Origin of the sequence: Atopobacter phocae ATCC BAA-285 (assembly GCF_000526675.1) — a bacterium.
Lineage (GTDB): Bacteria > Bacillota > Bacilli > Lactobacillales > Aerococcaceae > Atopobacter > Atopobacter phocae.
The window spans coordinates 1-23,634 of record NZ_JAGN01000020.1 but is presented as its reverse complement, the minus strand read 5'-3'; the positions used below and the strand labels follow the sequence as shown (position 1 = coordinate 23,634).

Here is a 23,634-nt window from a genome sequence, read left to right as displayed (position 1 = left end):
CCTCTTAGCAATCAATATAATTGTTATTATTATTTTTCAATGATAAAATATGTGAAACAAATACATGAGGGGGATTTAATATGACCGTTGAATTAGGCATATCGTCATTTGGCGAAACAACTCCATTAGAAAAAACAGGAGAAGTAATTCCACATGATAAACGTATTCGTCAAATGATAGAAGAAATTGAATTAGCAGACAAAGTCGGACTAGATATTTACGCCATTGGTGAGCATCATCGTTCTGATTTTGCGGTTTCAGCGCCAGAAATTATTTTAGCTGCTGGTGCAGTTAATACGAAGCATATTCGATTATCAAGTGCTGTCACTATTTTATCATCGATTGATCCAGTTCGTGTTTATCAACAATATGCAACAATTGATGCATTATCTAGCGGGCGTGCTGAAATTATGGCAGGTCGTGGTTCATTTATCGAATCTTTTCCGTTATTCGGTTATGATTTAGCCGATTATGATGAGCTATTTAACGAAAAACTAGATATGTTATTAGCAATTAATAAAGAAACGAATTTAAATTGGAAAGGAAAATTTACACAAACGGTTGATAATCGACCAGTATATCCTCGTGCGATACAAGATTCTCTTCCAATTCAAGTAGCAACAGGTGGTAATTTAGAATCAACTATTCGCATTGCTGAAAAAGGATTACCAATTGTTTATGCGACAATTGGCGGTAATCCAAAAGCCTTTGCTCAATTAGTTCGTATTTATAAAGAAGTTGGACGTAAAGTAGGTCATGACTTGAGCAAAATGACGGTTGCCTCACATTCATGGGGATGGATTGCTGAAACACAGGAAAAAGCTGAAAAAGAATATTTCTATCCAACTAAGCAGCTAGTTGATAATATTAGTAAAGACCGGCCACATTGGACGCCATTAAGCTATGATGCATATCTGGAATCAATTGGTGAAGATGGAGCCATTTTCGTTGGCGATGCAGATACAGTGGCGAGTCGTATTATTAATTTAGTAGAAGCACTTGATTTAGATCGGTTTATGCTTCATCTACCAGTAGGATCGATGCCGCATGAAGATGTATTAAAAGCGATTAAAATTTATGGTGAAGAAGTTGCACCTAAAGTTAGAGCATATTTCAAACACAAAGAAAAATAATTTATTATACTTATATTTTAAGCTTGTAGTAACGTTGACACGTTATTATAAGCTTTTTTATTTTAAAGAATATGACTAGGACTTTAAAAAGATACTACAGAATTGTTAATGGAGAAGTCATTTAGTGAATAGGCAAATTAAAATTAAGATAAATATCAATATAAAGCCTTATCTATTTCAATTAGATAAGGCTTTTTTCTATTTTCACTTATATGTCATTAGTGATTAAGTGAGCGATAAGGTATTTTCCATGTTTTATGATATGTAGGATGATTAAATGTAAAATTGATTGCTATTGGACCATCTTCTTGCCAGTTAATAAAAGGTAATAGCTCTTCAGAAATAGTGACATTAGGATATGATTCAACAAACTCTAGATACGCTATTTCTCCTTGATAATATAAAATATTTTGATGATACTGTTTCATCTTTTGAGTATGAAGGAATACAACAGTATTTAATAATAAGGTAAATAAGAAAAATATAAAAAGAACGAAAGGTAATAAAAAGCCTTTTCGATTAATGTGATTTTTTGGAATATCCATTGTTAAATCCTCATTTTTTAATAGGTATTTGATACACACTTTCTTTATTATTTGTTTCTAATTCAATAAAAAGCACAGATTGTTTAACACGAAATCTCCCTGTATCAAAATGATTGAGTAGTACCTCATGTCCTCCTTTATTAGTTCGACGTCTTAACATTAATCCATCATTATTTTGATAAAATTCAATATAGTTTTTTTGTTGATCTTTTGAAAAAACAATTCGATGTGAAGAAATTCTTTCAATATCTGAATCAGTCAGTGTTCGTTCCAGATAAATAGCAAACCAATGTTCAGTAAGTGAGTGTGATTGAGTCAAATGTGTTTGAATGGGACGGATTTGTTGAACTAAGAATGTTAATAATAGAATCGTTAAACTATTTAAAAATAAACCCATCAAACTATCTAGCATGGAAAATCCTTTTGTATTATAAAGTAATTTTTTTAGTTTCCTCATATCGCATTCGCCATTCAATTAAGTTTTCCTCCATTCGTTTTTCATTAATCCACATTTTTTGAAGTGCATACCAAATAGTTGTTAATAACAAAAAAGTAAGAAAAAATGAACAAATAGCTTCAACGGTTAGAAAACCTTTTTTCATCACGAAACAATTGGCCTCCTCCCAATTGAACACGATAATGATATAATATTTCGTTCGACTGAATAGCTAATGTGAAAACTGATGCACTTTTCCCAGTGGAGTCAAATCGAATTTCTCTAGTATCTAAGATAACTAAAGATTCTGGAAATTGAATAGTCTGTATTTCTTTTTTAGCATGATGAGTAGAGATAAAAATCACTTGATTAAAAGGATACTCGTAAAAACGTACGATGCCTGGCGATTCAGTAAATAGACATTGCTGTTGAAATAGCATAATTTGATGTTCAAATTGTTTTAAAGTTAATTCATTTTCTAATTGTTGAGTAAATTGATGATTTGGTTTTGGAGATAGAACGATTATTGTAAATACAATCATCAAAGTAATTAACATTTCAATAATCGTAAATCCTTTTTTGTTATTGAGTTTGAGCCATAATCGTTTCATTGTTGTTCATTGCTTCAGCTTGTTCTTTAGTAATTAAATCGGCCTCGAGTAAATCATCAGGGGTTACACTATTTTGTTGAGCATTATCCAATAAATAAATTTCACGTTGAGCTTCATAAACTTTTATTAGTGCACGATCGCCTTGAGACTCAATTGTATCTTTTTGTTTACTCACATTAGGAATGATTAATAGAAGTAAGAGACTAACGACAAATAAAACGATTAACATTTCTACTAAAGTAAATCCCGCTTTTAAAGGGGAACGCTGTTTTAATAACATCCATTTCTTTTTAAGAACTTGTTTCATTTTCCTTCTCCTTTCAAATTAAAAACTAGATTCAAAACTAGATAACATCGGTAAAAGTAATACGAGATAAACCGAGATAATAATAATAGCGACTAAACCAAATAAAATTGGTTGTAGCCATTGCATGAGTTGCTTTAAGTGGTTCAAAAATAGGTCCTGTGATTGCTGACTGAATAACAACATTTTTTTAGATTGCTGATTGATTCGTTCGCCTTGTTGAATAATTAAAGCGGTCTCAGACCTTAAAAAATGGAATTGTTGAATGGTTTGCGGTAAGTCAATTCCTTTTGTACTATTTGAGGATATAATATGGGCCATTTCTCTTATAAAAGGACGATTTGGAGGTCGTTCAAGTAAATTTAGTAGACGATTAAATGAAATACCTTGCTCTAATAATCGACCAACTTCTAAAGTGAACTGCCAAGTGATGAAAGAACGAATCAGTTGATTAATGAAAGGGATTCGACTTAAATGATTTAGGACATATAAAGCAGAGTGTTTTGTTTTCCAAATATTAAAGATAAGAATCACCAAGAAAATCCCAATTAATTGAATAAATAAAATTTGAGGTAAATATTCAATCGAAAAGAAAATAAAGCGAATTAAAAAGTTCTGTCCTAATGTATCGGACGGGACGATCATTTTCATTTGAGGTAAAAGGACTTGACGAATGATAATTAAAAGAGCTAGAACAGCAGTTATAAGTAGTATCGGATAAACTAATATGGATTTAAGTTCTTGCTCATACTTCAAAGTGGTTTTCTCTTCATTAGCACATTGAAGAAGTGCTCGATTCAAGTAACTTCCTTCTTGGGCTAAAGTGAGTCGCCCAAGATGTGTGGATGGAAAACCAATTGTTTGAAGGCTAGTCGCTAAAGTATTTCCGGCTTGAAGCATTTTGATACATGTATTAAAAGCTAATTGTCTTTTAGGCCAAATGATTATTAAAAAAGAAAAAGCGTCAGATAATGGAACACCGTCACTTAATAATTCTCCTAGTGTTTGGTAAATAGTTATTTGTTCTTTTCTCTGCCATTTCATAGTTGAATGATTTCTGAATCGGTTATACCAATTGAAAAATATCTCTGGTTGTTGAGTCGATAAGATTTTCTTTGACGGCTTGCTGAAGTTTAGCATTTAATTGTCTCTCTTCCTTTAAAGGTTTATGGTGAATTAAATAATCTTCTACTTCTGTTCCAGTCATTCGTTCAAAAATTACAGCCTTTTTATGAGCAGATGACTTTAAAGGAACTAATCGTTGTGCTGTCACGGCAATTAAAGACTGAACGAGTTGTTGTTTTGACACACCTAATTCCATCAAACGATTTAAAACGCCTACTGTATTTTTAGCGTGAATGGTTGCTAACACTAAGTGACCCGTTAAAGCGGCTCGAATCATCATTTGTGCTGTTTCACTATCTCGAACTTCACCAATTAAAATAATATCTGGATGGTGGCGCAGCGCACTTTTAATTAGAACATCATAGGTAATACCGGCTTGATGGTTCACCTCTGTTTGTAAAAAATGAGGAACATGGATTTCCACGGGATCTTCCATTGTTATGATTTGTAAAGGATGTGAACGAAAGACTTGGTTTAAAAAATAATATAAAGTAGTCGTTTTCCCCGATGCGACTGGACCTGAAAATAAAATCAATCCACTTTTTAAGCGAAATAGCTTTTCTAAGTATTTAATATCAGAATCATAGAGGGATTGAAAAGAATCTGCTGATTTGTTTTGATGAATTCGAATAACTAAGGATTCATCACCTTGAAAGTTTGTAATAGTGGACAAACGCAAAGTAACAGAAAGTTCTTTATACTCAAAATAAAGTGTGCCAGATTGAGGCAAACGTCTTTCACCAACGTTTAAGTGAGATTCAAATTTGATATAATTTAAAAATCGTTGAGCTGTTTGTTTATCTAATTGATCAATTATTTTTAAACCAAGTGATGTACGAATCGAAATCTCATAAAATTCTGGTTGTGGAATAAAGTGAATATCGGGCGTTTGATACTCTTGTGCTCGTTGTAATAGTGCATAAAGTATCTCTTGCATAACTTCACCTCCTTTCACCATCAATAGATGCAATTCATCTAATAAAGTTTTTTAATTCATATTTTTAATTGAAACTGTAAACTTTTTATAAAAGAATGGTATAATGGATGAGATAAAAGGAGGACGTTAATATGTCAAAACGAATTAGCGCAGTGCGCGAACGATTAATTCAAGAAGATATTGATGCGATTTTAATTACTAATCCATATAATTTACGATATGTTGCTCACTTTACTGGAACAGCAGGAGTAGCAGTTATTACTCATGATGAAGCATGGTTCATTACAGATTCTCGTTATACTGAACAAGCCACTCATCAAGCGAAAGAATTTGAAGTGATTACTCATCAAGCAGGATGGATTCATGAACTGGCTCCACGCTTATTAAAAGCAGGCGTTAGAGACTTAGCATTTGAAAGTGAACATGTGACTTATGGGATGTTCGATCAATTGAACGAAATCTTGTCGGTTTCACTCGTTTCGACTACTAATTGGATTGCCGATATTAGACAAGTAAAAGAACCTGAAGAACTTGCTATTATTCAAAAAGCTTGTTCAATTGCGGACGAGGCGTTCTCATTCATTTTAGATTATATAAAACCTGGTCAAACTGAAATTGAAGTAGCGAATGCTTTAGATTTTAAAATGCGTGAACTTGGCGCAACAGAAGTATCTTTTGATACAATTGTAGCAAGTGGTGTTCGCGGCGCTATGCCTCACGGTGTCGCAAGTGATAAAGTGATTGAAGCAGGCGATATGGTCACAATAGACTTTGGCTGCTACTATAAAGGTTATGTATCAGATATGACACGTACTTTTTCTATTGGAACAGCAAATGAAGACTTGCAAAAAGTCCATGCGGCCGTTTTAGAAGCAGCACAAGCGGGACGTGAAGCTGTAAAACCAGGTATGACTGGTATTGAAGTAGATCGTGTCGTACGTGATTACTTAAACGAAAAAGGGTATGGCGAGTACTTTACACATTCGACTGGTCATGGAATAGGACTTGAAATTCATGAAGGTCCTGCCATCTCAAGCCGTTCAACTGTTCGTTTGGAGCCAGGACATGTTATTACAATTGAACCAGGTGTGTATATACCAGGACTTGGTGGCGTTCGAATTGAAGATGATTTATTAGTGACAGAAGATGGAGCTAAAGTATTAACTCATTCTGACCGTCATTTAATAGAAGTAACCCCAAGATAAGTTGAATGGATAACACTAAATGATGGTGACGAGGGATTTAAATTTAATCGAATCATCAGTTAATCACAAGAATGATGTGTATCATTTCTAAGGAGGACAAATCAATTGACAGAACAAACTAAACCAGTTATCAATTATACAGATCAAGATGGCAACATTACGATAAAACCAATTAGTATTGAGACGATTGCAGCTTTAACAGCGAGTCAAGTTGAAGGTGTGAGTTACTTAATTGATAATTTATTCAATGAAGTATCAGAGTTCTTTACTAGAGGCGGTCGTCAAACAAACGATTCAATGGGCGTTCAATTAAGTGGATCAGATGATAATTTAACGTTAGATATTCATATAGCGATGAAGTATGGATACTCTGTCCCACAAGTAGCGTTACTTATTCAAAGACGCGTGAAAGAGCAAGTATTATTCTCTTGTAATGTAGCCATTAAACGTGTGAATGTACATGTTAAACGCATTGTTAGCGATCCAATGATGGATCAACCATATTTTGAGTTGGAGGAAGAAACAATATGAAGACGACTTTCTCACGTTCGACGATACGAGAGATAGCGTTTCAAGTACTATTTTCAATGACGTTTAATTCAACCAATGATTATGCTAGAACATTAACTTTAGTTTGGCGTGAATTAAATGGTGATGAAGAACTATTGCAAGAAGAAGCAATGAATGGACGATCTGATTTAAAATACTTGAAGACGTTAATAGAAAAAACAATTGAACATACAGATGAGTTAGATCAACTGATTGAAGCAAATAGTCTAAATTGGAAAATAAACCGTCTCCTAAAAGTGGATCGTACTATTTTACGTTTAGCACTTTCAGAGTTAAAATTTATTGACCGAACGGAAGTAAAAGACAAAGCACCTGATAAAGTAATTGTCGATGAAGCCATCGAATTAGCTAAGAAATTTTCAGATGAAAAATCGACACAATTTATTAACGGTGTTTTAGCTAACTTTATTTAATACAATTAGTTGTGTGATTGATATTAAAAAATAAAATAATGTAATTATAAGACGCGCAATCGTTAGCCAAGTTTTCACTTGTAACAGATTGTTCGTCTTTTATTTTTGTTTGGAATCAATTGTCCGATATTCTTTTTCATTTTTTTTAAGTCGTTATTTGATATAATAGGAAGTAAGATAAGGATTAAACGATAGAAAGGATATTCTATGAGCGATACAGTCTTAACCGTGACAGCACTATCTCAATATTTAAAACAAAAATTTGAACGAGATCCCTATTTAAGACGAGTAACAGTACGTGGCGAAGTTTCAAATTATCGTGAACGTAAAAATACACATCAGTATTTCAGTTTAAAAGATGAGAACGCTAAAATTTCCGTCGTTCTATTTAAAGGAAAATACATGAAACTTCCATTTCAAATGGAAACAGGTATGAGTGTAATTGTTACTGGCGAATTAACGTTATACCCGCCTAATGGCCAATATCAAATGATTATTGATACGATTGAGCCAGATGGAATTGGTGCATTATATTTAGCTTATGAACAACTGAAAGAAAAATTGACAAAAGAAGGTTTATTTGCTCAACCTAAAAAAGCATTACCCAAATATCCAGAACGAATTGCAGTAGTAACTAGTCCAAGTGGCGCGGTTATACACGACATCTATACCACAATTAAAAGACGGTATCCCTATATCACATTAGATTTATTCCCGGCTGTTGTTCAAGGTGATAAGTCAGCGCCTTCACTCATTCGCCAGATGAATCGTATTAAAGCAAGTCAACAGTATGATGTGGTTATTATTGGACGTGGGGGTGGATCGATTGAAGATTTATGGGGATTCAATGATGAACAGCTGATTCGATCGTTAGTAGATTATCCTATACCAATTATATCAAGTGTAGGACATGAAACAGATACAACGCTTATTGATTTCATTAGTGATCAACGGGCGGCAACTCCTACTGCTGCTGCTGAAATGGCTGTACCTAATCGTATTGACTTACTGCAAAATATAAAAGAAAAAGAACAGCGAATTAGTCGATCCTTAAATAATCAAATGCAACATAAAGCGCATCATTTAAAACAGTTAGCTAATCGACCAGTTTGGACGACACCTAAAACGTTATTTCGCGATGCTACCTTAAAAGTGGATCAATATATTTCAAAAGTTGAACGTTATTATGAACGTCAATTAACGAGTAAACGAAGAGTTTATCGCCAATTAGGCCAACGTTTTCAGTTGACGCATCCTGCTTTACAAATGGAAAAACAACGTTCAAAAGCTGATCAACTCATTAAACGCAATGAAGCGGTATATTTTAACAAAGTTCAAAAAGCACGTTATTCATTAAATCACTTACTTACTCAATTAGAGTTATTAAGTCCAATTCAGTTGATGAAAAAAGGCTATACATTAGTACGCGACGAGAACAATCAATTAGTAACGAGTGTTAAACAATTAAAAGAAGGCGATCCATTAGCCATTCGTTTTCAAGATGGAAAAGTTCATGCCACAATCGAATCGGTTGAACAGATTCATTTAAATGAAGAAAATAAAGACTAATAGGCAAAATGAAGGAGAGACATCATGGCACAGAAAAAACCTAAAAATTTTGAAGCAGCAATTACAGAATTAGAAGAATTAACTCAAAAATTAGAAAGTGGAACATTAACTTTAGAAGAAAGTATTGAAGCTTATCAACGTGGTATGTTTTTAGGACAATTTTGCAATCAAGAATTAGAGCGAGCTGAAAAATTATTAGCACATGTTATAGAAGAGGATGGAGAAGCGACACCGTTAAACGTGAAGGAGGATGATTAATATGACTTTAATCGATCAAGCTTTACAAACAGTTAATGAAGCGATTGACCAAATTTACCCTGAACGTTATTCGTTGTTATTTGAAGCCAATCGCTATGCTTTGTTATCTAGTGGGAAAAGAATTCGTCCGCTTATTTGCTTAGCGAGTGCAGATTGGATGGGGCAAGATTATCACGACATGATTCCATTAGCAGTATCCCTTGAAATGATTCATTCTTATTCATTAGTTCATGATGATTTACCAGAAATGGATAATGATGAATGGCGTCGTGGTAAACCTTCAGTTCACAAACAGTTTGGTCATGGATTAGCATTGCTTGTAGGAGATAGTTTATTAACAGATGCTTGGCAAGTGGTATTGAACAGTGATTTACCTAGCTATGGCAAAGTAGAAGCTTTATCTATTTTAAGTGAAGGAGCCGGCTCAAAAGGTATGATTTACGGTCAATTTCTTGATAGTGTCTTAACTATGCAAGCAGGCGATATTATTCAATTGGAAAAAATTCATCGTCACAAGACAGGGGCATTACTTGAAGCGAGTGCATTGTCGGTTTTCCCTTTTTATGAACCGGAATTATACTTAAAACAACGAATTAGTCGTTTTATTAAAATATATGGTTTAGCTTTTCAAATTCATAACGACTTGAAGGACGTTTTATTAACTAAAGAAGATGCTGGAAAAGATGTATTAAAAGACCAGTCTCTCGAAAAAACAACTTATCCGTCTCTACTAGGAGTGGAACAAACGTTAAATTTATTAGAAGAAAAATTGACCATATTAAATAATATTTTAGACGAATTAACAGAATCTAATCCAGAAAGTAAACTGGGTCAAGCCGTTTATCGATTTGCAATCGATAGCATTGATCCAACACAAATGAGGGAATTATATGAAGAAAGAACGCATTGATATTTTAGTCGTTTCACAAGGATTAACGGCAAGCCGTGAACAAGCCAAACGATTAATTATGGCTGGACAAGTTTTAGATTTAAATGGACAACGCTATGATAAGCCGGGAGAAAAAATTGATGCAACAACAGAATTAAAAGTAAAAGGGGAAGTGTTACGTTACGTATCTAGAGGTGGTTTAAAACTAGAGAAAGCGTTAGATGTTTTTGAAGTATCTGCAGAAGATAAGATTCTATTAGATGTAGGTGCATCAACTGGTGGATTTACAGATGCAGCTTTGCAACATGGTGCTAAGAAAAGTTATGCTTTAGATGTAGGATACAATCAGTTGGCATGGTCTCTCCGTCAAGACCCACGAGTAGTCGTTATGGAACGAGAAAACTTTCGATATACGACGCCAGAACTATTTAAAGAAGGCACTCCAAATTTTGTGTCGATAGATGTATCATTCATCTCGTTACGCTTAATTTTACCACCAGTTTTACTTGTGACAGAACCAGACAGTGATGTTCTAGCTTTAATCAAACCACAATTTGAAGCGGGACGAGAGAATGTTGGGAAGAATGGCATTGTAAAAGATCCACAGATTCACGAACAAGTGTTACGTCACATTTTAACATTCGCTCAGCAAAGTGGATTCGTTATTAAGGGATTAACTTTTTCACCAATTACAGGTGGGGAAGGTAATATTGAATTTTTAGTTCATTTAAAGACACCAAGTGTTTCAACCGAAGTAACACCAGATAATCCGGATATTAGTTTATCTGATGAATGGGCAGAAACAATAAAAAGTGTAATGAATGAAGCCTATCGTGAATTGAGAAGTTAGGAGGGTAGGAATGTTACAGCAATTAAATATTCAAAATTTTGCAATTATTGAATCCATGCAAATCGAATTTAAGTCGGGCTTAACGATTTTAACTGGTGAGACAGGTGCCGGAAAATCAATTATTATTGATGCAGTAGGCTTATTGTTAGGACAACGTGCTCAAAATGATTTAATTCGGTATGGTAGCGAACGTAGTTTAATTCAAGGTGTATTTTCTATTGAAGCTTCTCAAAAAGTTTTTTGTCAACAAGCTGAAGCAATGGGAATTGATTTATCAGAAAATCAATTAATTGTAACACGTGAATTAAAATTAAACGGCGGTAGCTCGATTCGTGTGAATGGCCTATTAATTACATTAACACAATTAAAACAACTTATGCGAGGTATGATAGATATTCATACACAACACGAGCACCAACAGTTATTTGATGAGATAACACACGTTCAACTTTTAGATTATTTTGGTGATGAAGAGTTGCAACAAAGCAAAACATCATTTAATGAATCTTATGCCGCTTATCAACTGATTCGTCGTCAATTAAAAGCTTTAGAAGAACAAGATCGATTAGATCAGCAACAAATTGATTTTTTGAAATTTCAAATTGATGAAATCGATTCGTACGATTTATCGATAACAGAAGAACAAGAACTTGAAGATGAAGCGCAAGAAGCACGTAATTACCAACAAATTGCAACACAATTAGGACAAGCAATGATGAGTTTAGAGCCTTCAGAATATAGCGTGACAACAGCTATCGGAACGGCCCATCAAGCGTTAGAAAAAATAGAACACGTAAATGCACATTACAAAGAGTTAAGTGAAAACTTTAGTGAAATTTACTATAGCTTTGTTGATGTAAAAGACCAATTGTCAGGATTGATGGATGACCTATCTTATGATGAAGAGCGGTTTGACGCAATTGAAAGCCGATTGAATGATTTAACTCAATTAAAAAGAAAATATGGTGGAACTATTGAAGAAGTTTTAGCTTTTCGAGATGAAAGTCAAGTACGTTTAGATCATTTAATTCATGCGGATGAACGAATGGATGAACTCAAAAGTCAATTAGCTAAGCAGTTCGAAGAAACATTAGTGAAAGCTGAACAATTAACACAAGTAAGACGCCGTATTGCAGAACATTTAGAACAAGCGATTGAACATGAGTTAAATGCGCTATATATGCAAAAAACACGTTTTGCTGTCAAATTTGAACCAACCGATCTATATCACGAAGGTAACCAAAAAATTCATTTTGATATTCAAACTAACCAAGGAGAGCCATTTAAACCACTGACTAAAATTGCTAGTGGAGGTGAAGCTTCACGTATTATTCTCGCCTTAAAAACAATATTTAGTCAAAAACAGTCCTATAGCACATTGATTTTAGATGAGATTGATACAGGTGTATCTGGACGAGTAAGTTTAGCGATTGGTCAACAAATGGTTAAAATTGCTGATCATACACAAGTGTTAGCTATTACTCATCAAGCACAAGTAGCTAGTTTTGCCGATCAACATTTAAAAATAGTGAAAGATGTGACTGATGATCAACGGACCACAACACAAGTGAATGAATTAGTGGAAGAAGACCATTTAATTGAAATTGCCAAAATGCAATCAGGAGAACAAATTACAACAGTTGCTTTGGAACATGCGAAAGAACTCGTTCGTCAAAGTCAGGAAATCAAGCAATTGGTAAGAGAGGATGAAATGAAGTAATGGATATTTTCGCACATCGTGGCAGTCGCAGCACACATCCTGAAAATACATTGCCCGCCTTCTATGAAGCTGTGCGATTAGGATGTGAGGGCCTAGAATGTGATGTTCATTTATCTTTAGACGAACAAGTAATAGTTATGCATGACGAACAAGTTGATCGAACCACTAATAAAGAAGGGCTTATTAATTTTTATACTCGAATGGAATTGAGTCAAATGGATGCGGGAAGTTGGTTTTATAAACAACCTAAAGTGAAAAAACAACCCAATAGCAAAGAAAGAATAGGAGTCCCAACTTTAATCGAACTACTTGAAGCATTGGATGAGTGGAACTATCGTGGTCTGCTAAATATCGAATTAAAAACAACGCGCCATGCTTATCAAGGCCTTGAAGAAAAGATAAACGAAGCAGTCCAAGCAAAAGAATGGCCATTTAAAATTGTATATTCTAGCTTCAATCCTTATTCGCTAATAAAAATGAAAAGATTAGATCCGAGTTGTCAACTGGCTTACTTAATGTTTACATTAGACCCAGCATCATTATACTTTGCTCGATATTTTGAAAAAGAAGCTTGGCATATTAGTTATGTCGGTTTTGTCGAATTAGTTCAACTAGCAAGCGCATCAGAAGCGTTTAAAGAATACTTAGAACAAGTTGAAATTCGTGTATGGACAACGAATTTACCAGAAAAAATAGCCTATGTCTTTAAAAATAATGGGAATGCAGTCATTACAGATTATCCAGAGCGTGCACAATTTATACGCATGGCATTAGGTGGAGGTGAATAATATGAATGAAGCATTTAAGCAACACCCCATTCTAATGGTTGCAGGGCCGACAGCAGTTGGAAAAACAGCATTAGCCATTGAACTTGCTAAAAGATACAATGGTGAAATTATTAATGCAGATTCGATGCAAGTTTATAAAGAATTATCAATCGGAACAGCTAAACCGACTGAAGCAGAACAAGCCCAAGTCCCTCATCATTTAATTGATACGCATTCATTTACAGAAAAATATGATATGGATCAATTTAAAAAAGAAGCTTTACAAACCATTGAGGAATTGCATGAAAATGGGAAACTTCCTATTATCGTTGGAGGATCAGGTTTATATTTACAAAGCTTAATTGAAGATTATCAATTAGGTGGTTTTCAGAAAGATCCCACTTTTTATAAACAATGGGAAAATAGAGAACGACAAGAAATTCTCAATCGATTAGGACTACCAGAAAATGATGAGACGCCAAAAAGACGGTTATTGCGCCAATTAGAAATTAAATTGGCTGAAAATACAAGTGATGCAGCAGCTAGTAAAGATAAGCAACTACTTCATCAAACAAAAGGATTTGTACTAACTTGTGAACGTTCGGTCTTATATGAACGAATTAATCATCGAGTTGATTTAATGATAACTGAAGGATTACTAGAAGAGGCGCGTATGGTCTATGATTGGCGCCAAAATCACTATCAAAAAGGTCAAATAGAACCGACAGCACTTAAAGCTATCGGTTATAAGGAATTGTTTCCATATTTTGAAAGCAAAAGAACACTCGAAGATTGTATTCTAGATTTAAAACAAGCAACACGACGTTATGCCAAAAGACAGCAAACGTGGTTTCGAAATCGGATGCCGTACTTAACCCCAGTTGATTTAATAACAAGCTCAGAAGGAATATCACATGACGATTTATATGAAGCAATTCATTTATTTTTAAATTGATAAAGAAGAGGAGAAATAAGCATGGAACGTATTTTAATATGTCACGTACAAAGAAGACAAACTCCTCAAATATTTGCCATGGAGATTCAAGAACTTGAACGCTTAGTTGAAACAGCGGGCGGTCAAGTGGTGCAAATTGTTACTCAGAAAAGAGAACGGCTCGACCATCGAACGATTTTAGGACGGGGCAAACTAGAAGAAGCAGCAGAATTTGTTCAAAGTGATGGCATTGATTTAGTGGTATTTTATGAAAGTTTGTCAGCAAGACAAAATCAAGTATTAGAAGAAGTTTTTGGTTGTCGAGTCATTGATCGTATTCAGCTTATTTTAGATATTTTTGCGCTACGGGCACGATCAAGAGCGGGACAGTTACAAGTGACACTAGCCCAATTAAACTACTTTTTACCGCGTATTATGGGACAAGGTCAACATTTATCGCGATTAGGTGGAGGGATTGGAACACGTGGGCCGGGCGAGACAAAATTAGAAGTCGATCGCCGCTTGATTCGTCGTCAAATTTTTGAAATCAAGCAAGAATTGAAAGAATTGACAAAACAACGCGCTCAACAACGCCAAAAAAGACTTCAAAATGTATCGTTTCAGATAGGTTTTGTTGGATATACGAATGCCGGAAAATCAACATTGATGAATGCTTTAACAGCAGCTGATACTTACGAAAAAGACGAGTTATTTGCGACATTAGATCCATTAACGCGTCAAAAAGATTTAGGACAGGGCTTTAAAATTACATTAACTGACACGGTAGGCTTTATTCACGAATTACCTCCTTCGTTAATTGAAGCTTTTCAATCCACACTTGAAGAGAGTCGACAAATGGACTTATTAATTCATGTGATTGATGCATCTGATCCTAATTACAGTCATCAAGAACTGGTAGTAAAAGATTTGTTGAAAGATTTGAAAATGGATCACCTGCCTACGTTACACGTTTATAATAAAATGGACCAAACAGATGGAGCATTTCATCCAACACATTATCCGAATATTCAATTATCAGCTAAAAATGTGGAAGATATTGAGCGTTTTGAAGAACTAATGCTTGAACAAATGAAAAATATTTTAAAACGCTTTGAATTAACGATTAATCCTGGTGAAATGTATCAAATCGAACGAATGCGCGAACAAATTTATATTGAATCGTCGACTTTTGATGAAGACGCTCAAAAATATTTGATTGTCGGTTATGCGCGTGAAGAAGTCTATGAACAATTAAAATCATATTTAACGTTTAATTAAAAAGGATAAAATATAGGCTCACATGTTGAGTCTATTTTTATAAGTTCTTTAAAGGTATAAGTATCAAAAGAGAAAATTGCAATTTCAAAAAATAGAATAAAATTCTAAGCAAAATTAAATTTTCAAAAATGTTTAAGTATTTATTGCTTAAAGTCATCAAGTGAATAAAAATGAAAAAAGAAACAAATTATTTTCATGCACAATAATGCTTCATAAAACCGTTTTATATGGTATAATAAAGATAGGTTAGGTGTATATAATGTGTATGAATTTTAATTTTAAAAGATGCAGGCAATTATTTTTGGGGAAGGTGGGACTAAAAATGCCCACAGCAGTAAGAGCGACGATTGTTTTAAACTTTTTTAATCAAATTAGATATCCTTATAACTTGCAAGTGAAAGGCTAAATTGATATAATGGTGTTGTTGGTTGATAGTTCATCATTCAACTGATGTGAGCAATTGATTTTCATTGGGTCGAAATTGACCCGGATTTAGAAGGGGAGCGGGTATATAGTGCTTTATTTACTTAAACAGCTAGTACCTGATTATTATGATCAATTTTTAATGCGGTCAGAACTCATTCAATTTATCCATCGAAATCAGCCTGTAGGTAGGCGTGCGATAGCCCTTGCACTGAATTGTTCAGAGCGAGTTGCTCGAAACGAAGTTGAGCAATTAAAAAAACTTAACTTAGTATGCGTTACTAAACAAGGTATCACATTATCGAATAATGGTGAAATGTTAGTTTCTGAATTAAACCATCCGAATCCAACAATGGATTTGCAGATGTCAGAATTTGAGCAAGAAGTTGCCAATCGACTGGGTGCACGTGCAGTTAAAATCCGATCTAATCATAATGATATGAATCTTGGTTTAATTGTTAGTGAACTGCTCGAATCTATGTTACCATTAGGTCAATCGGTAGTTGCAGTTGCTGGTGGTACAACATTGTTGCGGATTGCGAATACGTTAAGTCCACAGTTAAATAATGGAAGAGATATTAATTTCGTTCCGGCACGTGGTGGTATTGGTAACGCACAATATATTCAAGCGAATGCAATTGCAGATATTATGGCCAACCGACTAGGTGCACGACATGAATCACTATTTGTCCCTGAACAAGTTAGCGAAGAAACTTATCGTTCACTTGAAAAGGAACCTTCAATACATTTTGTACTGGAAGAACTCAAAAAAAGTTTAGCTGTACTTTTTAGTATCGGAGAAGCAAATAAGATGTTAGCACGTCGATCATTGACTGATGTCAATGCTCAAAACCGAATTAAACAAGAAGCTGTAGGTGAAGCTTTCGGTGTATTCTTCAATAAAAATGGGGAATCAGTCGAAAAGTTAGCACGAATTGGATTACGATTTAACGAAATTCAATCGATTTCTTATCCAATCGCTGTAGTGACAGGTAAAGAAAAAGCAAAAGCCTTAACAGCATTTATGCACATGGTCCCTCATCGGCATGTGTGGCTCGTATTAGATGAGGAAATTAGTCACATGATTTTAAAGGAGCCTAGCTCTTTTTAAAAAATTTTCCTAAATAAAGGGAGGAAATTATATAATGACAGTAAAAGTAGCAATCAATGGTTTTGGACGTATCGGACGTTTAGCGTTCCGCCGTATTCAAGAGGTAGAAGGTTTAGAAGTTGTAGCAATCAACGACTTAACAGACGCAGAAATGTTAGCTCACTTATTGAAATATGATACAACTCAAGGACGTTTCAACGGTGAAGTTGAAGTTCTTGACGGTGCATTCAAAGTGAACGGCAAAGAAGTTAAAGTATTTGGTCAACCAAATCCTGAAGAATTACCTTGGGGCGAATTAGGAATTGATATCGTTTTAGAATGTACAGGTTTCTTTACTTCTAAAGAAAAAGCTGAATTACACCTTAAAGGTGGCGCAAAACGTGTTGTTATCTCAGCTCCTGGTGGAAACGATGTACCAACAGTTGTATTCAACACAAACCATGACATCTTAACAGGTGAAGAAACAGTTATCTCAGGTGCTTCATGTACAACTAACTGTTTAGCTCCTATGGCTGATGCATTAAACAAAAACTTCGGCGTTGTTGAAGGTTTAATGACAACAATCCATGCTTACACAGGTGACCAAAACACATTAGACGCACCACACCGTAAAGGTGACTTCCGTCGTGCACGTGCTGCGGCTGAAAACATTATTCCTAACTCAACTGGTGCTGCTAAAGCAATTGGTTTAGTTATTCCTGACTTAAACGGAAAATTAGATGGAGCAGCTCAACGTGTTCCTGTAGCAACAGGTTCATTAACAGAGTTAATCACTGTTTTAGAAAAACCAGTTACAGTTGAAGAAATTAACGCAACAATGAAAGCAGCTGCTAACGAATCATATGGTTATACAGAAGATCCAATCGTTTCTAGCGATATTGTTGGACTTACTTATGGTTCATTATTTGATGCAACTCAAACAAAAGTAATGACAGTTGGAGACAAACAACTAGTTAAGACTGTTGCTTGGTATGACAACGAAATGAGTTATACTGCGCAATTAGTTCGTACATTACAACATTTTGCAAGTCTATAATCTAAATTTATAGATGCAGAGTTTGTAAAGCGGGGAAAGCTGCGCGCTTTCCCCGTTTTTTTTATAGAAATATTTTACTTAAGTGGAGGAATAATAATGACGAAAAAAATTGTAACAGACTTAAATGTGTCCAACAAAGTTGTTTTAGAGCGTGCGGATTTTAACGTACCAATGAAAGATGGCGTTATTACTAATGACAACCGTATTAAAGCAGCATTACCAACAATTGAATGGTTATTAGAACATGATGCTAAAGTCGTTCTATTTTCTCATTTAGGCAAAGTTAAAAAAGAAGAAGATAAAGAAAAATTGTCTTTAGCTCCAGTAGCTAAACGTTTAGGCGAATTACTTAATAAAGAGGTAACGTTTGTACCTGAAACTCGTGGTGAAAAACTTGAACAAGCCATTAAAGCAATGGAAGTTGGAGATGTTTTAGTTGTCGAAAATACACGTTTTGAAGATATAGACGGTAAAAAAGAATCTAAAAATGATCCAGAACTTGGTAAATATTGGGCTAGCTTAGGTGACTTATTTGTTAATGATGCTTTTGGAACAGCTCACCGTTCACATGCATCTAACGTTGGTATTGCAAGTCATTTAGAAACAGCTGCAGGTTTCTTAATGGAAAAAGAAATTAAATTCTTAGGTGGAGCAGTTGATCAACCAGTTCGTCCTTTTGTTGCTATCTTAGGCGGAGCAAAAGTTTCAGATAAAATTAATGTCATTGAAAGCTTAATTGATAAAGCAGATAAAGTTTTAATTGGTGGAGGAATGGCTTATACTTTCTTAAAAGCTAAAGGCTATGAAGTAGGTCAATCGCTATTAGAACTTGACAAAGTGGATTTAGCTAAATCATTAATGGAAAAAGCAGGCGATAAATTAGTATTACCAGTTGATGTCGTAATTGCTGACGACTTCTCAAATGATGCTAATACACAAATTGTTGCTGCTGATCAAATTCCAAGTGATTGGGAAGGTTTAGATTGTGGACCAGCTACAATCGACGAATTCAAAGAAATTTTAAAAGATGCAAAAACAGTTGTATGGAATGGACCAATGGGTGTGTTTGAATTAGAAGCATTCGCTAAAGGAACAATCGGTGTGATGAAATCTATTAGTGAATTAGAAGATGCTGTAACAATCATCGGTGGTGGAGATTCAGCTTCTGCTGCAATTTCTTTAGGATTTGAAGAAAAATTCTCACATATTTCAACTGGTGGTGGCGCGTCTCTTGAATATCTAGAAGGTAAAGAACTTCCAGGTGTTGCAAGTATCACTGATAAATAAAACAAACAACAACTTTGCTTGGATGATTTGAGGAGGAATATAATGCGTAAACCAATTATTGCAGGAAACTGGAAAATGAACAAAAATATTGAAGAAGCACGTGCATTCGTAGAAGCTGTGAAAGGTAAAATTCCAGCAAACGAATTAGTCGATTCAGTTGTAGGTGCACCTACTTTACTATTAAGTACTGTAGTTGAAGCAGCTAAAGGATCAGAACTAAAAGCATCTGCTCAAAATGCTTATTTTGAAAATAGTGGAGCTTTTACTGGCGAAACAAGTCCCGCAGCTTTAAACGATTTAGGTGTGGACTATGTTATTATTGGCCATTCAGAACGTCGCGAATACTTCCATGAAACAGACGAAGATATTAATAAAAAAGCTAAAGCAATCTTCGCTAATGGGATGATTCCGATTATCTGTTGTGGAGAAACACTTGAACAACGTGAAGGTGGACAAACAGAAGAATGGATTAAAGGTCAAGTGACTGCGGCATTAGAAGGCTTAACTGAAGAACAAATTAGTCAATTAGTAATCGCTTATGAACCAATTTGGGCAATCGGAACAGGAAAATCAAGTTCTGCTGAATTAGCTAATGAGACATGTGGTATTGTTCGTGCAACTGTTGCTGAAGTAGCGTCTTCTGAAGTCGCTGAAAAAACACGTATTCAATACGGTGGTTCAGTAAAACCAGAAAACATTGCAGAATACATGGCAGAAGAACATATTGATGGTGCCCTAGTTGGTGGCGCAAGTTTAGAACCAGATTCTTTCTTAGCATTATTGGAGGCAGTTAAATAATGAGTAAATCTCCTGTAGCAATTATTATTTTAGATGGTTTCGGATGGAAACCAGATCATACAGAAGGCAATGCAGTTGCCTTAGCGAAAAAACCAAATTTTGATCGTTATTACAATGAATATCCTCATACAACATTAAAGGCTGCTGGTCTTGATGTTGGACTACCAGAAGGACAAATGGGGAACTCAGAAGTTGGACATACAAATATCGGTGCTGGACGTATCGTTTATCAGTCTTTAACACGTATTGATAAAGCTATCTCTGATGGTGAATTTGCAACGAATGAAGTATTGAACAGTGCAATCAATCATGTTAAAGCAAACGGCTCAGCATTACATTTAATGGGCTTACTATCTGATGGTGGTGTTCATAGTCATATTAATCATTTACTTGCATTAGTGGATATGGCAAAAGCAAGTGGTGTTGAAAAATTATATATTCATCCATTTATGGATGGACGTGACGTTGATCCAAAAGCTGGTCCAAGCTATATGAAAACTTTATTAAATCATTTAGAAGAAGTAGGCTTAGGTGAAGTAGCAACCGTTTCAGGTCGTTACTATGCAATGGATCGTGATAAACGTTGGGAACGTGTGCAATTAGCATACGACGCAATGGTCCATGGCAAAGGTAATCATGCAACTGACCCAATCAAAGTATTGACTGATAGCTACGAAGCAGATATTACAGATGAATTCGTAATGCCGACAGTTATTGAGAAAGATGGACAACCAGTCGGATCTATTCAAGATCACGATGCAGTTATTTTCTTTAATTTCCGTCCAGACCGTGCAATTCAATTAGCACAAGTTTTAACAGACGAAGAATGCTCCGTTTTTGATCGTGGAGAAAAAATCAATGATTTAGCCTTTGTCTCAATGACATTGTACAATTCATCAATTAACGCTAAAGTTGCTTATGAACCAATTGAACTGAAAAATGTTCTAGGTGAAGTATTGGCAAATAAAGGATTAAAACAACTTCGTATTGCAGAAACTGAAAAATATCCTCACGTAACATTCTTTATGAATGGTGGTCGTAATGAAGAGTTTGAAGGAGAAAACCGTATTTTAATTCCTTCACCAAAAGTTGCTACTTATGACTTGCAACCAGAAATGAGTGCTTATGAAGTAGGTGCTGCACTAGCTAAATCAATCGACAATGATGAAAACGATGCGATTATCCTAAACTTTGCTAACCCAGATATGGTTGGTCACTCTGGTATGTTAGAACCAACTATTAAAGCCATTGAAGCAGTTGATGAAAACTTAGGTTTAGTTGTGGATAAAATCATCGAAAAAGGTGGTTACGCAATTATCTTTGCCGATCATGGAAACTCTGAAACAATGATGAACGAAGATGGTTCACCACATACAGCTCATACAACTGTACCTGTACCAGTTATTGTTACGAAGAAAGATGTTGAATTAAGAACAGATGGTCGTCTAGCTGACGTAGCGCCAACAATGCTAGATTTATTAAATGTTGAACTACCTGAAGAAATGACCGGAACATCACTTATTCAAAAATAGATTCGTATACAATAAAACTTGAAAAAGTGAATGAAATTCACTACAATTAGATAAGGTTAGAATTAAAAATTACCTAAAAAAAAGGAGACAAAAATTATGCCATTTATTACAGATGTTTATGCACGCGAAGTCTTAGATTCACGTGGTAATCCAACAATCGAAGTAGAAGTTTACACAGAAAGCGGTGCTTTCGGACGCGGTATGGTGCCAAGTGGTGCATCAACTGGTGAACACGAAGCGGTTGAATTACGTGATGGAGACAAAACACGTTACTTAGGTAAAGGTGTACAAAAAGCTGTTGATAATGTAAATAACATTATTGCTGAAGCATTACTTGGATTCGATGTTCGTCAACAACAACAAATCGACAAAGTAATGATTGAGTTAGATGGCACACCAAACAAAGGTAAATTAGGTGCAAATGCTATTTTAGGTGTATCAATCGCCGTTGCACGTGCAGCTGCTGATTACTTAGAAGTGCCTTTATATCATTACTTAGGTGGATTCAATACAAAAGTATTACCTACACCTATGATGAATATCGTTAATGGTGGATCTCACTCTGACGCACCAATTGCTTTCCAAGAATTTATGATTTTACCAACAGGTGCTCCAAGCTTTAAAGAAGCATTACGTTGGGGAGCTGAAATTTTCCACAGTTTAGCTAAAATCTTAAAAGGTCGTGGCTTAGTAACTGCTGTTGGTGACGAAGGTGGATTTGCTCCAACTTTTGAAGGAACAGAAGATGCTGTTGAAACAATCTTAGAAGCAATCAAAGCGGCTGGTTTAGAACCAGGTAAAGATGTCTTCCTAGGTTTTGACTGTGCTTCATCAGAATTCTATGAAAATGGCGTATATGACTACACTATTTTTGAAGGTGAAGGCGCTGCTAAACGTACAGCAACTGAACAAGTTGATTACTTAGAAGAATTAGTAAATAAATACCCAATCATCACAATTGAAGATGGTATGGATGAAAATGACTGGGATGGCTGGAAAGAATTAACAGAACGTCTTGGTGATAAAGTTCAATTAGTTGGTGACGACTTATTTGTAACTAACACAGAAATCTTGAAAAAAGGTATTGAAAACCACATCAGTAACTCAATTCTAATTAAAGTTAACCAAATCGGTACTTTAACAGAAACATTTGACGCAATTGAAATGGCTAAAAAAGCTGGATATACAGCAGTTGTTTCTCACCGTTCAGGTGAAACAGAAGATTCAACAATCGCTGATATCGCTGTTGCAACAAATGCAGGTCAAATTAAAACTGGTTCATTAAGCCGTACAGACCGTATTGCTAAATACAACCAATTATTACGTATTGAAGATGAATTAGATGAATTAGCAGTTTATGAAGGTAAACGTGCATTCTACAACTTAGCAAACAAATAATTTCATCAACAATTAAGTAGATACTTTACATAAAAACCTCCTGTTTATTATTTAGGCTCTTTGTCAAATAGGGTTGATGACGAGGTGAGGTAACCGTACGGTTACTTCGCCTCTTTTTTTTAGATCAAAAGATAAAATAAGCAAATGATTGGATCGATTGTATTCAAAATCAGTGCTAAGAAGCAGCGATTTTGGGCGGATGATTTTGCGCGTATAAACGCATCATCAATAAAATTCTATTTTTAAAGTGTGAATAATTACGGTAGCCATAAGCAGTTCGCTTAAGTACCTTGATTTTGTTGTTTAATCCTTCAATCGGCCCATTAGTCAATTGAGGATAAGCAAAAGTATTTTGAATATACGTGTTATAGTGTTTAAATGTTCTTAAAACGGTCTTTAATGGTTTCGGGAGGGGCAATGTTAGGCCATAATTGACCCCATGTTCAAAACGATCGAATCGAAGATCTTCAAGCGATTCTCTTAGCTGGTGAACCACCTCATAAAT

26 protein-coding genes are annotated in these 23,634 nt (G+C 35.0%); 18 read left to right on the top strand and 8 right to left on the bottom strand.

All coding sequences use genetic code 11. The features are described 5' to 3' along the window. Positions 1 to 80 precede the first annotated feature (80 nt). Positions 81 to 1,133 (top strand): LLM class flavin-dependent oxidoreductase, encoded by a 1,053-nt coding sequence (locus L866_RS0104545; RefSeq protein ID WP_025729582.1) that lies wholly within the window; start codon positions 81 to 83, stop codon positions 1,131 to 1,133. 218 nt (positions 1,134 to 1,351) lie between these two features. On the opposite strand, the gene L866_RS0104540 is transcribed toward L866_RS0104545, so the two are convergent. The 7 genes from L866_RS0104540 to comGA are packed head-to-tail and all read right to left on the bottom strand — an operon-like array spanning position 1,352 to position 5,091. After that, positions 1,352 to 1,678: a hypothetical protein gene (locus tag L866_RS0104540; RefSeq protein WP_025729580.1), complete on the bottom strand. Its 327-nt coding sequence runs from the start codon at positions 1,676 to 1,678 to the stop codon at positions 1,352 to 1,354. 10 nt (positions 1,679 to 1,688) lie between these two features. Further along, a complete protein-coding gene (locus L866_RS0104535; protein WP_025729578.1) occupies positions 1,689 to 2,090 on the bottom strand; it encodes a ComGF family competence protein in 402 nt (133 codons plus the stop codon). Between the two features lie 16 nt (positions 2,091 to 2,106). Next, positions 2,107 to 2,283, bottom strand: coding sequence for a hypothetical protein (locus tag L866_RS09465; RefSeq protein WP_156919517.1), 177 nt, complete (start codon positions 2,281 to 2,283; stop codon positions 2,107 to 2,109). Then, the gene (locus L866_RS0104525) at positions 2,255 to 2,725 is read right to left on the bottom strand and encodes a prepilin-type N-terminal cleavage/methylation domain-containing protein (protein WP_025729576.1); all 471 of its coding nucleotides are present in this window, start codon (positions 2,723 to 2,725) and stop codon (positions 2,255 to 2,257) included. Before L866_RS0104525 ends, L866_RS09465 begins: the two co-directional genes overlap by 29 nt. Beyond that, entirely contained in the window at positions 2,697 to 3,032 is a 336-nt protein-coding gene (gene comGC, locus L866_RS0104520; RefSeq protein ID WP_025729574.1) for a competence type IV pilus major pilin ComGC, read from the bottom strand. The genes L866_RS0104525 and comGC overlap by 29 nt, the downstream gene beginning before the upstream one ends. An 18-nt stretch (positions 3,033 to 3,050) precedes the next feature. Then, on the bottom strand, positions 3,051 to 4,073 hold the full coding sequence (gene comGB, locus L866_RS0104515) for a competence type IV pilus assembly protein ComGB (RefSeq protein WP_025729572.1): 1,023 nt from the start codon (positions 4,071 to 4,073) through the stop codon (positions 3,051 to 3,053). 22 nt (positions 4,074 to 4,095) lie between these two features. Next, positions 4,096 to 5,091, bottom strand: a complete 996-nt coding sequence (gene comGA, locus L866_RS0104510) for a competence type IV pilus ATPase ComGA (protein WP_025729570.1) — start codon at positions 5,089 to 5,091, stop codon at positions 4,096 to 4,098. A 131-nt stretch (positions 5,092 to 5,222) separates the two neighbouring features. On the opposite strand from comGA, the gene L866_RS0104505 reads away from it, so the two are divergent. The 17 genes from L866_RS0104505 to eno all read left to right on the top strand — a co-directional run bounded on the left by L866_RS0104505 (position 5,223) and on the right by eno (position 23,129). Continuing rightward, positions 5,223 to 6,296 carry a M24 family metallopeptidase gene (locus L866_RS0104505; RefSeq protein WP_025729568.1) on the top strand — a complete coding sequence of 358 codons (1,074 nt, stop codon included), beginning with the start codon at positions 5,223 to 5,225 and terminating at the stop codon, positions 6,294 to 6,296. A gap of 105 nt (positions 6,297 to 6,401) precedes the next feature. Further along, the gene (locus L866_RS0104500; RefSeq protein WP_025729566.1) at positions 6,402 to 6,827 is read left to right on the top strand and encodes an Asp23/Gls24 family envelope stress response protein; all 426 of its coding nucleotides are present in this window, start codon (positions 6,402 to 6,404) and stop codon (positions 6,825 to 6,827) included. Further along, positions 6,824 to 7,279: a transcription antitermination factor NusB gene (nusB, locus tag L866_RS0104495; RefSeq protein ID WP_025729565.1), complete on the top strand. Its 456-nt coding sequence runs from the start codon at positions 6,824 to 6,826 to the stop codon at positions 7,277 to 7,279. The genes L866_RS0104500 and nusB overlap by 4 nt, the downstream gene beginning before the upstream one ends. 207 nt (positions 7,280 to 7,486) lie before the next feature. Beyond that, the gene (gene xseA / locus L866_RS0104490) at positions 7,487 to 8,848 is read left to right on the top strand and encodes an exodeoxyribonuclease VII large subunit (protein WP_025729562.1); all 1,362 of its coding nucleotides are present in this window, start codon (positions 7,487 to 7,489) and stop codon (positions 8,846 to 8,848) included. A 24-nt stretch (positions 8,849 to 8,872) separates the two neighbouring features. Continuing rightward, positions 8,873 to 9,106: an exodeoxyribonuclease VII small subunit gene (gene xseB / locus L866_RS0104485; protein ID WP_025729560.1), complete on the top strand. Its 234-nt coding sequence runs from the start codon at positions 8,873 to 8,875 to the stop codon at positions 9,104 to 9,106. A gap of 1 nt (position 9,107) precedes the next feature. Next, positions 9,108 to 10,016: a polyprenyl synthetase family protein gene (locus tag L866_RS0104480; protein ID WP_025729558.1), complete on the top strand. Its 909-nt coding sequence runs from the start codon at positions 9,108 to 9,110 to the stop codon at positions 10,014 to 10,016. Next, on the top strand, positions 9,997 to 10,845 hold the full coding sequence (locus tag L866_RS0104475; RefSeq protein WP_025729556.1) for a TlyA family RNA methyltransferase: 849 nt from the start codon (positions 9,997 to 9,999) through the stop codon (positions 10,843 to 10,845). The genes L866_RS0104480 and L866_RS0104475 overlap by 20 nt, the downstream gene beginning before the upstream one ends. A gap of 10 nt (positions 10,846 to 10,855) precedes the next feature. Further along, entirely contained in the window at positions 10,856 to 12,565 is a 1,710-nt protein-coding gene (gene recN / locus L866_RS0104470; RefSeq protein ID WP_025729554.1) for a DNA repair protein RecN, read from the top strand. Beyond that, the gene (locus tag L866_RS0104465) at positions 12,565 to 13,353 is read left to right on the top strand and encodes a glycerophosphodiester phosphodiesterase family protein (RefSeq protein ID WP_025729552.1); all 789 of its coding nucleotides are present in this window, start codon (positions 12,565 to 12,567) and stop codon (positions 13,351 to 13,353) included. Before recN ends, L866_RS0104465 begins: the two co-directional genes overlap by 1 nt. A gap of 1 nt (position 13,354) precedes the next feature. Continuing rightward, positions 13,355 to 14,287 (top strand): tRNA (adenosine(37)-N6)-dimethylallyltransferase MiaA, encoded by a 933-nt coding sequence (miaA, locus tag L866_RS0104460; protein WP_025729550.1) that lies wholly within the window; start codon positions 13,355 to 13,357, stop codon positions 14,285 to 14,287. A 21-nt stretch (positions 14,288 to 14,308) separates the two neighbouring features. After that, the gene (hflX, locus tag L866_RS0104455) at positions 14,309 to 15,544 is read left to right on the top strand and encodes a GTPase HflX (protein WP_025729548.1); all 1,236 of its coding nucleotides are present in this window, start codon (positions 14,309 to 14,311) and stop codon (positions 15,542 to 15,544) included. 514 nt (positions 15,545 to 16,058) lie between these two features. After that, entirely contained in the window at positions 16,059 to 17,078 is a 1,020-nt protein-coding gene (locus tag L866_RS0104445) for a sugar-binding transcriptional regulator (protein ID WP_025729547.1), read from the top strand. A 34-nt stretch (positions 17,079 to 17,112) separates the two neighbouring features. Further along, entirely contained in the window at positions 17,113 to 18,114 is a 1,002-nt protein-coding gene (gene gap / locus L866_RS0104440) for a type I glyceraldehyde-3-phosphate dehydrogenase (protein ID WP_025729545.1), read from the top strand. A gap of 96 nt (positions 18,115 to 18,210) precedes the next feature. Then, positions 18,211 to 19,401 carry a phosphoglycerate kinase gene (locus L866_RS09670; RefSeq protein WP_025729543.1) on the top strand — a complete coding sequence of 397 codons (1,191 nt, stop codon included), beginning with the start codon at positions 18,211 to 18,213 and terminating at the stop codon, positions 19,399 to 19,401. Between the two features lie 42 nt (positions 19,402 to 19,443). Beyond that, positions 19,444 to 20,199: a triose-phosphate isomerase gene (tpiA, locus tag L866_RS09665; RefSeq protein WP_025729541.1), complete on the top strand. Its 756-nt coding sequence runs from the start codon at positions 19,444 to 19,446 to the stop codon at positions 20,197 to 20,199. Further along, complete coding sequence (gene gpmI / locus L866_RS0104425) at positions 20,199 to 21,731, top strand: 2,3-bisphosphoglycerate-independent phosphoglycerate mutase (protein ID WP_025729539.1); 1,533 nt, start codon at positions 20,199 to 20,201, stop codon at positions 21,729 to 21,731. The genes tpiA and gpmI overlap by 1 nt, the downstream gene beginning before the upstream one ends. A gap of 96 nt (positions 21,732 to 21,827) precedes the next feature. Beyond that, positions 21,828 to 23,129, top strand: a complete 1,302-nt coding sequence (gene eno, locus L866_RS0104420) for a phosphopyruvate hydratase (RefSeq protein ID WP_025729537.1) — start codon at positions 21,828 to 21,830, stop codon at positions 23,127 to 23,129. 175 nt (positions 23,130 to 23,304) lie between these two features. Here eno and L866_RS0104415 read toward each other — a convergent pair. After that, on the bottom strand, positions 23,305 to 23,634 hold a 330-nt coding region (locus L866_RS0104415), incomplete at its 5' end, for a transposase (RefSeq protein ID WP_025729535.1).